Origin of the sequence: Streptomyces globosus (assembly GCF_003325375.1) — a bacterium.
In the GTDB taxonomy this organism is placed as follows: Bacteria; Actinomycetota; Actinomycetes; order Streptomycetales; family Streptomycetaceae; genus Streptomyces; species Streptomyces globosus_A.
In genome coordinates this window covers 1248283-1261431 of record NZ_CP030862.1, presented here as the reverse complement: position 1 = coordinate 1261431, position 13149 = coordinate 1248283, and the positions used below count along the sequence as shown (strand labels likewise).

Annotated in this window: 7 protein-coding genes; 2 read left to right on the top strand and 5 right to left on the bottom strand. The window is 72.6% G+C overall.

The window, feature by feature from the left end; genetic code table 11:
* Position 1 precedes the first annotated feature (1 nt).
* Together C0216_RS05990 and gmd are read right to left on the bottom strand one after the other, a co-directional pair.
* A complete protein-coding gene (locus tag C0216_RS05990; protein ID WP_114054251.1) occupies positions 2-2779 on the bottom strand; it encodes a LamG-like jellyroll fold domain-containing protein in 2778 nt (925 codons plus the stop codon).
* Between the two features lie 245 nt (positions 2780-3024).
* Positions 3025-4038, bottom strand: coding sequence for a GDP-mannose 4,6-dehydratase (gene gmd / locus C0216_RS05985; protein WP_114054250.1), 1014 nt, complete (start codon positions 4036-4038; stop codon positions 3025-3027).
* A gap of 276 nt (positions 4039-4314) precedes the next feature.
* On the opposite strand from gmd, the gene C0216_RS05980 reads away from it, so the two are divergent.
* The gene (locus tag C0216_RS05980) at positions 4315-5277 is read left to right on the top strand and encodes a GDP-L-fucose synthase family protein (protein WP_114054249.1); all 963 of its coding nucleotides are present in this window, start codon (positions 4315-4317) and stop codon (positions 5275-5277) included.
* Positions 5278-5296: 19 nt separating this feature from the next.
* On the opposite strand, the gene C0216_RS05975 is transcribed toward C0216_RS05980, so the two are convergent.
* Entirely contained in the window at positions 5297-6775 is a 1479-nt protein-coding gene (locus C0216_RS05975) for a sugar transferase (protein ID WP_114054248.1), read from the bottom strand.
* 382 nt (positions 6776-7157) lie between these two features.
* Here C0216_RS05975 and C0216_RS05970 point away from each other — a divergent pair, with 382 nt between their 5' ends.
* On the top strand, positions 7158-9425 hold the full coding sequence (locus tag C0216_RS05970) for a M4 family metallopeptidase (protein WP_114054247.1): 2268 nt from the start codon (positions 7158-7160) through the stop codon (positions 9423-9425).
* A 111-nt stretch (positions 9426-9536) separates the two neighbouring features.
* Here the strand turns inward: C0216_RS05970 and C0216_RS05965 are convergent, their stop codons facing one another.
* Both C0216_RS05965 and glgP read right to left on the bottom strand, forming a co-directional pair.
* Entirely contained in the window at positions 9537-10070 is a 534-nt protein-coding gene (locus C0216_RS05965) for a hypothetical protein (RefSeq protein WP_114054246.1), read from the bottom strand.
* Positions 10071-10292: 222 nt separating this feature from the next.
* Positions 10293-12944 (bottom strand): alpha-glucan family phosphorylase, encoded by a 2652-nt coding sequence (glgP, locus tag C0216_RS05960; RefSeq protein ID WP_114054245.1) that lies wholly within the window; start codon positions 12942-12944, stop codon positions 10293-10295.
* Positions 12945-13149 lie beyond the last annotated feature (205 nt).

Here is a 13149-nt window from a genome sequence, read left to right as displayed (position 1 = left end):
GTTACTTCGGGCCGAAGGTGAGGACCAGCTGGGGAGCTGCGTCCGCAGCCGTCGACTCCTTCGACCACAGCCACAGCGCGTCGGTGCCCGTGCTGGTCAGGGCGAGGCTGTGGCTGCCGCCGAGCAGCGCCGAGACCGCGGCCGTGTCCAGCTTGGCGCTGTGCAGGGCCGAGCCGTCCGGGATGGCCGCGAAGGTGCCGAGCGGCGTCGTGCCGAGGGCCGGCTTGCTGGTGTAGGAGGTGGTCGCGCCGCTCCAGGTGCCGGTGACCGGGACCACGGAGACGGTGTCGGCGGTGCCGGCGCCCGACTGCGTCGTCGTCTTGACCTGGAGCATGGCCGACTTCAGCACCTGCCCGGCCGGCGCGGCCGGCAGGTTGAAGCGCAGGTACGTCTCGTAGGCCAGGCTGCCGCGGACGGCGAGCGAGGTGGACGCGCCGTTGGCCGCGCTCGGGGCGCCCTGGTTGACGTAGGTGTCCTCGGTCGCGGTGACCTTGGAGACCGTGTCGGAGGGGGCCTTCGCCAGGTCGAAGTGGTTCTTGACCTGGGCGGCGGTGAGGACCTTGCCGTAGACGGCCGTCTCGTCGAGCTGGCCGGCGAAGAACCTGCTCGTGGGGCGCGACGGCCAGCCGGAGAGGTTGTCCCCGCCGACGTGCCAGTAGCCCGCGAAGTTCGCGGAGGTGGTGACGTTCAGCGTGCCCTTGAGCTGGCCGTCCACGTACAGCGCCATGCCCGAGGGGCCCTGGGTGGCGACCACGTGGTGCCACTTGTTGTCGTTGTACGTGTCGAACAGGCCGGTGCTGATGGTCTGGGTCGAGCCGTTGTACACGCCGAACACCAGGCGGCCGGTGTTGGTCATGTAGATGTGCTTGTCGTGCGAGCTGCTGGTGCGGGTGGTGTTGTTGCCGAAGCCGACGAGCTTTCCGCCGCGCCAGGTGTCCGTCTTGAACCACGTCTCGACGCTGTAGCTGCTGCCGACCGTCTGGCGGCGGTCGCTGTGGAGCTTCTGGCTGGTGCCGTTGAAGCCCATCGCGGTGCTGGACCCGGTGACCGCGCCGGGCGTCTGGCGCAGCGACGGGGCGTTGACCTGGATGCCGCTGGTGTTGCCGCCGTCCGAGGAGTCGGCCACGTAGGGGCTGACGGTGTCGTCGTAGCGCCAGTACAGCTGGGCGCCGTCGGCGCGGACCTGGTTCGGGTACGCCTGGACGGAGGTCGGGACGGTCACCGAGGCCTTGGCCGACAGGGCGCTGGTGTTGCCGGCGGCGTCGGTGGCAGTGATCCGGTAGGTGTAGCTCTGGCCGGCCTTGGCGGTGGTGTCGTTCCAGGAGGCCTGGGGCCGCTCGAACTCCAGGGAGTCGGCGGTCATGGTGTGGATCGGCGTGCCGGAGCCGTTGCGGTAGATGCGGTACGTCAGCTTGCTGTCGTCCGCGTCGTAGCTGGTGCGCCAGCGGACCTGGACCTCGCCGGGCTTGACGCTGTCGGCGCTGGCGACCGGGGTGGTCGGGGCGCCGACGTCGCCGGTGGAGGCGAAGCGGGTCAGGCTCTGCTGCTCGCGGCCGTTGACGGTGGTGAACTCGCCGCCGACCCACATGAACTTCTTGCCGTCCTTCTCCGACACGGCCATGACGCGCGGGCCGATGCCCTCGCCGAGGCCGTCGTTGGTGTCGGGGAACCAGCCGAGCTTGCGGGGGCCGCGCACGAAGCCGTCGACGGGCGCGGGGGCGGCGCCTTCGTGGTCGGTCGGCTGGGCCAGCAGGTGGCGGCGGCGGCCGTCGGGGTACTCCAGCTCGGTGGAGCAGTCGTGGGCGTGCGAGGAGCTGTAGAGCACGCCCTCGTAGGGCAGGACCCACTGGGTGGCGCCGAGGCAGCGGTCGCGCCACTTCTCGCCGAAGTCGCTCAGGCGCAGGCCGATGCGGCCGTCGAAGACGCCGCCGCCGGAGCCCTCGTTGCCGGTGTAGAAGCCGGTCTCGTCGGTGGCGATCGACTTGACGACCGAGTTCCACGGGATGTTGTCGTAGGTCTTGGCGAGCTTGCCGGTGGCCGCGTCGACCACGGCGAGCGCGTGCGAGTCGGTGCCGTTGACGGTGAAGAAGTCGCCGCCCAGCAGGACGTGCTTGCCGTCGGGGGTGACCGCGACGGCGCGGCCCGGCTCGTCGGCGTTGGCGGTGAAGGGCTTCAGCGCACCCGTGCCGGCGTCGACCGCGGCGAACCGCTCGCGGGTCTGGCCCTCGACGGAGTTGAAGTCGCCGGCCGCGTAGAGGGTGTCCCCGGTGGCGGCGAGCGCCCGCACGGTGGCGGGGAAGCCGGGGTGGAAGGCGGCCTTGGGGGTGCAGCTCTCGATGTCGATCGCCGCGAGGCTGGAGACCGGGGTGCCGTTGACGGCGCCGAAGTAGCCGCCCGCGTACAGGGTCTTCTTGTCGTTCGAGACCGTCAGCGCGCGGACGGTGGCGGTGCCCTCGCCGACGGTGAAGGCGAGCTTGCACGCGGTCGGCTTGCCCGTCGCGGCGTCGAGCGCGACGAAGTTGACGGCTTCCTCTTCGGCTCCGGAGGCGCCGGCCGGCGGGCGGACCGCCGAGAAGGTTCCGCCGGCGAAGACGGTGCCGTTCGCCTCGGCCATCGCCCAGACGATGCCGTTGGGCTGCCACGTCGGCAGGCTGTCGGCGGTGAACGCCACGGGCGCCGTGATGGCGGACGCCTGGGGCATGAGCACCAGGCCTATCCCGGTGCCGGCACCGGCCAGTGACAGGACGAGGGCAGCAGTCAGCCCTCTGGATCTACGCATGAGCCCCCCAGGGCGTATCGCCCGGTTCTGATGGCTGGAACTATACGAACAGCCGTATGTACGGGCGCAGACTAGGGCGCAAACGGAACCCCGTCACCCCCCTTGACCGATTCCATACCGGGTTGGGACCAACCTGGTTCAGCAGGGCGGGCGCATTGCGGACGTACGGCAGGTATGTCCGGTCACCGCCGCAGATGCCTGCGGCGATGTCCGTACACGGCAAATCGTAGGGGAAATATAAGGCCTCAGCGGTCGATACGGACCGTTGCACCGGCCAGCTGGTCCTCGACGAGGCGGATGTCCGCGTCGACCATGATCTGTGCCAGCTCCGCGACCAGGACCGACGGCTTCCAGCCAAGCAGCTCCTGGGCCTTGGACGAGTCGCCGATCAGCGCGTCGACCTCGCTCGGGCGCTCGTACTTGGCGTCGTAGCGCACGTGCTCGGTCCAGTCGAGGCCCGCGTGGGCGAAGGAGGACTCGACGAACTCGCGCACCGTGGCGGCCACGCCCGTGGCGACGACGTAGTCGGTCGGCTCGTCCTGCTGGAGCATCCGCCACATGGCGTCGACGTACTCCGGCGCGTAGCCCCAGTCGCGGACGGCGTCGAGGTTCCCGAGGTACAGGTGCTCCTGGAGGCCGGCCTTGATGCGGGCGACGGCTCGGGTGATCTTGCGGGTCACGAAGGTCTCGCCGCGGCGCGGGGACTCGTGGTTGAAGAGGATCCCGTTCACGGCGAACATGTCGTACGCCTCGCGGTAGTTCACCGTCGTCCAGTAAGCGAACACCTTGGCGGCGCCGTACGGGCTGCGCGGGTGGAACGGGGTGTCCTCGTTCTGCGGCGGCGGGGTGGAGCCGAACATCTCCGAGGACGAGGCCTGGTAGATGCGGGTGTCGATGCCGCTCGCGCGGATCGCCTCCAGGAGCCGCAGCGCGCCGAGGCCGGTCACGTCGCCCGTGTAGAGCGGGGCGTCGAAGGAGACCCGCACATGGGACTGGGCGCCGAGGTTGTAGACCTCGTCGGGCCGTATCTCACGCAGCAGGTTCACGAGCGCGACGCCGTCGGACAGGTCGGCGTGGTGCAGGACGAAGGACCGGTTCGCGGTGTGCGGGTCCTGGTAGATGTGGTCGATCCGCTCGGTGTTGAAGCTGGAGGACCGCCGCACCAGCCCGTGCACCGTGTAGCCCTTGGAGAGCAGGAGCTCGGAGAGGTAGGAGCCGTCCTGCCCGGTGACTCCGGTGATCAGCGCGGTCTTGCCCATGTGGGGTCCCCCCTGGGGATCGTTGCGGTGTGTGGTTCTGGAGGCGCTTGCGCCTCGGGGCCGGCCCGCCCCGGCCGTGCGGCCGCGGAGGTTCCTGCCGGTTGGTCATGCGGTGGGTGCGGCCCGGTTCCGGCGGCCCGGCGGCCTGCCGCGGGCGGGCCGCGGGGACGCGGCACCCGCCGGACCCCCGCCCGGCGCCGCGGCCCGGCCCGGAGGGCCGGATGCGTACCGTACACCGGTGCCGGCGGCCGCCGGCGGGCTGGCATCATCGGCGGTATGACAAGTTCGCTGCCGCTCCTGCCGCCGAACGCCCGCGTCTTCGTCGCGGGCCACCGCGGCCTCGTGGGCTCCGCCGTCGCACGCCGCCTGACCGCAGACGGACACGAGGTGCTCACCCGCAGGCGCGCCGACCTCGACCTGCGCGACGCCGCCGCGACCGCCGCGTACCTGCGCGACACCCGGCCCGACGCCGTGGTACTGGCCGCCGCCAAGGTCGGCGGCATCATGGCCAACAGCACGTATCCGGTGCAGTTCCTGGAGGACAACCTCAGGATCCAGCTGAGCGTCATCGGCGGCGCGCACGCCGCCGGCGTGCCCCGGCTGCTGTTCCTCGGCTCGTCCTGCATCTACCCCAAGCTGGCGCCGCAGCCCATCACCGAGGACGCCCTGCTGACCGGCCCGCTGGAGCCGACCAACGAGGCGTACGCGCTGGCGAAGATCGCCGGCATCGTGCAGGTGCAGTCGTACCGCCGGCAGTACGGGGCCTCGTACGTCTCCGCGATGCCCACCAACCTCTACGGCCCGGGCGACAACTTCGACCTGGAGACCTCGCACGTGCTGCCCGCGCTCATCCGCCGCTTCCACGAGGCGACGGCCGAGGGCCGCGAGGAGGTCGTGCTCTGGGGCAGCGGCACGCCGCGCCGCGAGTTCCTCCACGTCGACGACCTGGCCGCGGCCTGCTCGGTGCTGCTGGAGCGCTACGACGGGGACGAGCCGGTCAACATCGGCTGCGGCGAGGACCTCACCATCCGGGCCCTCGCCGAGACCGTCGCCGACGTCACCGGCTTCCGCGGCCGCCTCGCCTGGGACACCTCCAAGCCGGACGGCACCCCGCGCAAGCTCCTGGACGTCACCCGCCTGACCTCGCTCGGCTGGAAGCCGGAGATCGGGCTGCGCGACGGCATCGCCTCCACCTACCGGTGGTGGCTGGAGCAGGGCGGGGCGGGAACGCGGGGCTGAACGCACGCGGCAGGGCCCCTCAGTACGCTCCGCGGCCGTCGACGACGGCGCGGAGCGTACGGCCCATGACGTCGACGTCGCTGGTGAAGGACCAGTTGTCGACGTAGCTCAGGTCGAGCTGGATTGTTTCGTCCCAGGACAGGTCGGACCGCCCGCTGATCTGCCAGAGCCCGGTCATGCCCGGCCGCACGGTGAGGCGGCGCAGCTCGACCTCGTCGTAGCGGGCCACCTCCTCCGGCAGCGGCGGGCGCGGGCCGACGAGCGACATGTGGCCGGCCAGCACGTTGAGCAGCTGGGGCAGTTCGTCCAGGGACGTGCGGCGCAGCAGCCGGCCGACCCGGGTCACCCGGGGGTCGCGGCGGATCTTGAACATGAGGCCGTCGTTCTCGTTGGCCCCCGCCAGCTCGCCCTTCAGGCGGTCGGCGTCGACGACCATCGTGCGGAACTTCCACATCGTGAACGGGACGCCGTCGCGGCCGATCCGCTGCTGGCGGTAGAAGGCCGGGCCGCGGGAGCCGAGCCGGATCGCGAGGACGATCGCGAGGAACAGCGGGGAGAGCAGGAGCAGTCCCACCCCCGCGCCGATGCGGTCCAGGGCGGCCTTGAGCGCGGTCTGGAGGCCGCGGCCGACGGGCGGGGCGACGCGCAGCACGGCGAGGCCGCCGGCGGAGAGGGTCTCCAGCCGCTTGACGGAGACCTCCACCAGACCGGGGAAGACGGCGAGTTCGAGGCCCGCGTCGTGCAGCGCCCACGCGATGCGGCGCAGCCGCTCCCCCGCGATCCGCGCGCCGGGCGCGACGAGGACGAGGTCGGCGTGGTGGCTGCGGACGGCGTCGAGGACGGCCTCGGAGTCGGCGGCCGGGGCGTCCGGGGCGAGGGTGTCCAGCCGTGCGGCGACGGGGACGCCGCCCTCCAGCGGGCCGGTGCCGACGGGGACGACGCCGACGACGACGTAGGGGTGGTCGGTGCGGGCGGCGAGGTGCGCGGTGAGGGAGTCCGCGGCGGCCGGCTCCCCTATCACGAGGACGCGGCTGACGGCCTGGGCCTCGCGGCGGGCCGCGGAGAGGTGGCGGTAGGTCAGCTTGCGGCAGGCGACCGTGATGAGGAGGGCCGGCAGTAGGGCACCGAGGGCGGCGAGGCGCGGCGTGCTTTCGCCGGTGACCACGCGCGCCACGGCCAGGACGCCGATCAGAATCAGCCAGTCGTGGACGACCGGCAGCACTCCGCGGGACTCGCCGAGCGCGCGGGTGGCGTACCGGCGGCGCACCGCCTGCACGCCGGTCCAGGCGAGGGCCGCGCCGAGGGCGCAGTACACGGGCCGGACCTGCTGTGCGGCCTCGAAGACGAGCCCCACCGGGACGGCCGCTCCGAGGAAGTCGGCGGTCAGGGCGGCGGGCAGGTACCAGCGCGCCTTGTCGCCGATACGCCGCACGGGCGCAGCAAGGAGCTCGGCCGCCGCTCCGGCCACTCTTTGCGCAGGAAAATGGACATGCCTCATGGGCCCCCCTGGCACGCGGTCTATGACTGTGGCGCGTACCCGCGGCTTCCCCTGGCGGCGGGCAACTGGCGCACCGGGAAACAGTACGACAAACACTCTTACTACATATGCCGATCGCCCGAACGCGAGGTCTTGTTGCTCAAGTGTTAGCAACCGGTACCCCAAGTTCCATATTCTGGGGCCCCGACTCCGCACGCGAAGGCGAAGAGTTCGGATAGCGGATACGCCGCCTCGGTCAACGAACCCTTTCCGGCCAAGTTTTTGACGCGACCCTGACATTGGCGCGCCCGGGTGGCACTCTTCGATCCGTTCATCGCACCAGCCCTGTTCTGCCCGGCGGCCCACCCAGCCGCCCGGATTCCCCTTGCAGAAGGAGTCTGCGTTGAGTCCCACCCCCCACAGGCGCGCCACCGCGGCCGGCGCACTCGTCGCCGCGGCCGCGATGCTCGCCGTCGGCATCCAGGCCGGCAGCGCCACCGCCGACAGCGCTGCGTCCAAGGCGCCCGCCGCCGCCAAGGCCAACCCCGGCGCGGCACCCCTCAAGCTCAGCCCCTCCGAGCGTGCGACGCTCCTCTCCGAGGCGACCTCCGCCACCGCCCAGGCGGCCAGGGCACTGGGCCTCGGCGGCCAGGAGAAGCTCATCGTCCGCGACGTCGTCAAGGACGCGGACGGCACCACGCACACCACGTACGAACGGACGTACGCGGGCCTGCCGGTGCTCGGCGGCGACCTGACGGTCCACGCGAAGAACGGCACCACCAAGAGCGTCACCAAGGCCACGAACCACGAGATCAAGGTGCCGACCACGGACGCCGCGGTCACCCCGGCCGCCGCCGAGGGCCAGGCCCTGTCCGCCGCCAACTCGGCGGGGTCGAAGGACGCCAAGCCCGCCAAGAACGCCCGCAAGGTGATCTGGGCGGCCGAGGGCGCACCCGTCCTCGCCTGGGAGACCGTCGTCGGCGGCCTCCAGCACGACGGCACCCCGAACGAGCTGCACGTGGTCACCGACGCCAAGACCGGCGCGAAGATCACCGAGTGGCAGGCCGTCGAGACCGGCACCGGCAACACCATGTACAGCGGCCAGGTCACCCTCGGAACGAGCCAGTCCGGCAGCAACTACACCCTGACGGACGCGAACCGCGGCAGCCACAAGACGTACAACCTCAACCGCGGCAGCTCCGGCACCGGCACCCTCTTCTCCGGCCCGGACGACGTCTGGGGCAACGGCTCGCCCTCCAACCTGGAGACGGCCGGCGCGGACGCCCACTACGGCGCCGCGGTCACGTGGGACTACTTCAAGAACGTGCACGGCCGCAACGGCCTGCGCAACGACGGCGTCGCCCCCTACAGCCGCGTCCACTACGGCAACAACTACGTGAACGCGTTCTGGCAGGACTCCTGCTTCTGCATGACCTACGGCGACGGCGACGGCAACGCCAAGCCGCTGACCTCCACCGACGTGGCCGCGCACGAGATGACCCACGGCCTCACCTCGGTCACCGGCAACATGACCTACAGCGGCGAGCCCGGCGGCCTGAACGAGGCGACCTCCGACATCATGGCGGCGGCCGTCGAGTTCTACGCCGACAACCCGCAGGACGTCGGCGACTACCTGGTCGGCGAGAAGATCGACATCCGCGGCAACGGCACCCCGCTGCGCTACATGGACAAGCCGAGCAAGGACGGCTCCTCCAAGGACTACTGGTACTCGGGCCTCGGCAACATCGACGTCCACTACTCCTCGGGCCCGGCCAACCACTGGTACTACCTGGCCTCCGAGGGCTCCGGCGCCAAGGTCGTCAACGGCGTGAGCTACGACTCGCCGACCTACGACAACCTCCCGGTCACGCCCATCGGGCGCGACGCCGCCTCGAAGATCTGGTTCCGCGCGCTGACGGTCGGCTACTTCAAGTCGAACACCAACTACGCGGCCGCCCGCACGGCGACCCTCCAGGCCGCCGCCGACCTGTACGGCCAGGGCTCGGCCACGTACAACAACACGGCCAACGCCTGGGCCGCCATCAACGTCGGCGCCCGCATCAGCGACGGCGTCACGGTCACGGCGATCCCGAACCAGAACACCGCCGTGGGCACCGCGGTCAGCCTCCAGGTCCAGGCGACCAGCACCAACCCCGGTGCGCTGGCCTACTCCGCCACCGGGCTGCCGGCCGGCCTGTCGATCAACTCCTCCACGGGTCTGATCTCGGGCACGGCGACCACCGCGGGCACGTCCAACGTGACGGTGACGGTGACCGACTCCGCCAACAAGTCGGGTACGGCCTCCTTCACCTGGACCGTCGGCACGGGCGAGCAGAACGTCTTCGAGAACACCGCCGACTACCAGATCCGGGACAACGCCACGGTCGAGTCCCCGATCACGGTGACCCGCTCCGGCAACGCGTCGAGCGCCCTGAAGGTGGACGTCAACATCGTCCACACGTACGTCGGTGACCTGCGGGTCGACCTGGTCGCCCCCGACGGCACCGTCTACAACCTGCGCAACCGCAGCGGCGGCAGCGCGGACAACATCGTCCAGTCCTTCACCGTGAACGCCTCCTCCGAGGTCGCGAACGGCGTCTGGAAGCTCCGCGTCGCGGACCTCGCCAGCTGGGACACCGGCTACATCAACAGCTGGAAGCTGACCTTCTGACCCCGGGCGGGCGGATGGGGCACACCGGCTGACACGACACGGGGCCGTCCGGGGGGAGACCCTCCCGGACGGCCCTGTTCCATGCCCGCGTCGGCGGCCGGGCCGGCAGCACTAGGGGATGGCCGCGAAGACCGCGTCGAAGGCGCCGGACCGCTGCGCGCGCCGGTCCTCCTGCGCGGCCTCGTGCCCGGCCGGCGGCGCCTCCTGCGGGCCGGCCTCCCCGCCGGCGAAGTCGCCGCGGTCGCCGGAGAACCCGCCGTCGCCGAGGCCGCCCTCGTCGTGGCCGTGGCGGTCGACCGGCGTGAAGAACACCGAGCGGACGTGCACGTCGTACACCCGGTCGCCCGGCTCCAGGATCCGCTCGGGCCGGCCGCTGCAGCCGCGGTCCGGGAAGAGGTACGCCCGCCCCTCCGTCCCGTTGCTGACGGCGGTGGCGGGCTTGTCGTGCGAGGTGCCGTTCAGCTCGTAGCAGGTGTCGAGGCCGGCGGGGCGGATGGACCGGTGCTCGTCGCCGCCGTGTCCGCCACCGATCAGGTAGTCCAGCCTGCCGAGGTCCTTGTCGTGCTGGTCGGCGGCCGCGGTGCCCGCCGGGACGGCGAGGGCGAGGGCGGTGAGGAGGGCTGCGGCGGTGCTGCGAAGGCGCATGGGGGCGGTGTCCGTTCTGTCGGCGCTGGACGCGCGGTCGGCGGTGGCGTCCAGCGGGCAGCGTAGGAGCGGCCCCGCACGCCGCGGCGGCGCGGCTTGCGCACGCGTTCGGAGGTTCACCCGCCCGGGGCCGCCCGCTGCCGCCGTACGGGCCGCCCCCCCCGGCGCGCGAAGGGGCGGGCAGGGCCCTCGCCCCGCCCGCCCCGGCTGTGCGCTGTGCCGCTATCGCAGGATGACGCCGCCCTGCGGGCCCGTCTCCCCGGCCGTGTCGCCGTCTGCCGGGGCCGCGACCAGCCCCAGTTCGGCCGGCGAGGCCAGCAGCGGGTGCGAGGGCAGGATCCGCACCGTGTACCCGAAGGCCCCCGTGCGGTCCAGGGCGAGCGGCCCCTCGTACACCCAGCGGCCTTCCAGGTCGGGCCCGCCGGCCGGCTTGAGGGGGAAGGCCCGCCCGTCGCGGATGACGTCCTGCGGGTCCACCCGGCCCGCGACGGCCTGTACCTCGACGTCCTCGGGGGCGAGCGCGTCGAGCGCCACCCGCACCCGCAGCGTGAGGGTCGCCCCCAGCTCGGCGGTGCCGCCGACGGGCGCCGCCGCCTGCGCCTCCACGTGCTCGACGGCGACCTGCGGCCAGGCCGCGCGGACGCGGCCCTTCCACCAGGCGAGGTCCCGCGCGGCGTCCTGGTTCATCGCCCGGTGGGCGCGGGCCGCCGGCGCGTAGAGCCGCTCCACGTACTCGCGCACCATCCGCCCCGCGAGCACCTTGGGGCCGAGGGAGACGAGGGTGCGCCGGACCATCTCGATCCACCGCACCGGCAGCCCGCTGCGGTCGGCGCGGTCGTAGAACCGGGGCGCGACCCGCTGCTCGACCAGCTCGTAGAGGGCCTTCGCCTCCAGGTCGTCGCGCCGGTCCTCGTCCGTGCCGACGTCGGCCGTGGGGATCGCCCAGCCGAAGTCGGGCTCGAACCACTCGTCCCACCAGCCGTCGAGCACGGACAGGTTGAGGCAGCCGTTGAGCGCGGCCTTCATCCCGCTCGTGCCGCAGGCCTCCAGCGGGCGCAGCGGGTTGTTCAGCCACACGTCGCAGCCCGGGTAGAGCTTCTGGGCCATGCCCATGCCGTAGTCGGGCAGGAAGACGATGCGGTGCCGCACGCGCGGGTCGTCGGAGAAGCGCACCAGCTCCTGCACAAGCCGCTTGCCGCCGTCGTCGGCCGGGTGCGCCTTGCCGGCGACGACGATCTGCACCGGCCGCTCGGGGTCCAGCAGCAGCCGGCGCAGCCGCTCGGGGTCGCGCAGCATCAGCGTGAGCCGCTTGTACGAGGGCACGCGCCGGGCGAAGCCGATGGTGAGGACGTCCGGATCGAGGACGGAGTCCACCCAGCCGAGCTCGGCCTCGGCGGCGCCCCGCTGGCGCCAGGAGGCCCGCAGCCGCTCGCGCACCTCCAGCACCAGCTGCTCGCGCAGGCCCCGGCGCAGCTCCCAGATGTCCTGGTCGGGGATGTCGGCGACGGCGTCCCAGCGCTGGGAGCCGCCGACCGACAGGGCGTCCTCGGTGCGGCCGGCGCCGATCTGCCGCGCGCCGAGCCGGACGACCTCGGGGGCCACCCACGTCGGGGCGTGCACGCCGTTGGTCACGGAGGTGATGGGGACGTCCGCGGGGTCGAATCCCGGCCACAGCCCGGCGAACATGCCCCGGCTGACGGCGCCGTGGAGGGTGGAGACGCCGTTGGCGCGCTGGGCGAGGCGCAGGCCCATCACGGCCATGTTGAAGACGCCGGGGTCGCCGCCGGGGTAGGTCTCGGCGCCGAGCTCCAGGATCCGGTCGAGGGGCACGCCGTCGAGCTCGCCGCCGGGTCCGAAGTGGCGGGCGACCAGCGCCCGGTCGAAGCGGTCGATGCCGGCGGGGACTGGGGTGTGGGTGGTGAAGACCGTGCCGGCGCGGACCGCCTCCAGGGCGGCGTCGAAGCCGAGGTCCTGCGCCCCGTCGAGTTCCCTTATGCGCTCCAGGCCGAGGAAGCCGGCGTGGCCCTCGTTGGTGTGGAAGACCTCGGGCTCGGGGTGGCCGGTGAGGGCGCAGTAGGTGCGGACGGCGCGGACGCCGCCGATGCCGAGCAGCATCTCCTGGAGCAGCCGGTGGTCGCTGCCGCCGCCGTAGAGCCGGTCGGTCACCTCCCGGGCGCCGGCGTCGTTGTCCTCCACGTCGGAGTCGAGGAGCAGCAGCGGGACGCGGCCGACGCGGGCCTGCCAGATGTGGGCGTGCAGGGCGCGGCCGCCCGGCAGGGAGAGGGTGACCCGCGCGGGGGCGCCGTCGGCGTCCCGCAGCAGGGAGAGCGGGAGCTCGTTGGGGTCGAGGACCGGGTAGTGCTCCTGCTGCCAGCCGTCGCGGGAGAGGGACTGGCGGAAGTAGCCGTGCCGGTAGAGGAGCCCGACGCCGATGAGGGGGGCGCCGAGGTCGCTGGCGGCCTTCAGGTGGTCGCCGGCGAGGATCCCGAGGCCGCCGGAGTACTGGGGCAGGGCGGCGGTGATGCCGAACTCGGGTGAGAAGTAGGCGATGGCGGCGGGGAGGTCGGCGACGTCCTCGTGGGTCTGGTACCAGCGGGCGCCGTGCACGTAGTCGTCGAGGTCGGCGGCGGCGACGGCGAGCCGGCGCAGGAACCGGCGGTCGGACGCCAGGGCGTCGAGGCGGGCGGCGGAGACGGAGCCGAGCAGGCGGACGGGGTCGCCGCTCGCGGCCTGCCAGCCCTCGGGGTCGACGGATTGGAAGAGTTCGCGGGTCTCCGTGTGCCACGACCAGCGCAGGTTGCGCGCGAGGTCGGCGAGCGGCAGCAGCGGCGGGGGCAGGACGGGGCGTACGGTGAATCGACGGATAGCCTTCACGCGTTCCACCTTCGCAGGCGAGTGCGGACCGGAGCGGCCGCACCACGCTGTGCGCCCGCGCAACAACCCCCGGAAGGCTAGCCGCGCCGGGCCCCGGCGGCCACGGGGCCGCCGCGGCTCCCCACCGCCCTGCAAGCACTCCTCGAACCGGTCCGGCCCCGCCTGAGGGCGCCTCGGGCGCCGGTGCGCGCCGCAGGGGTGTGAC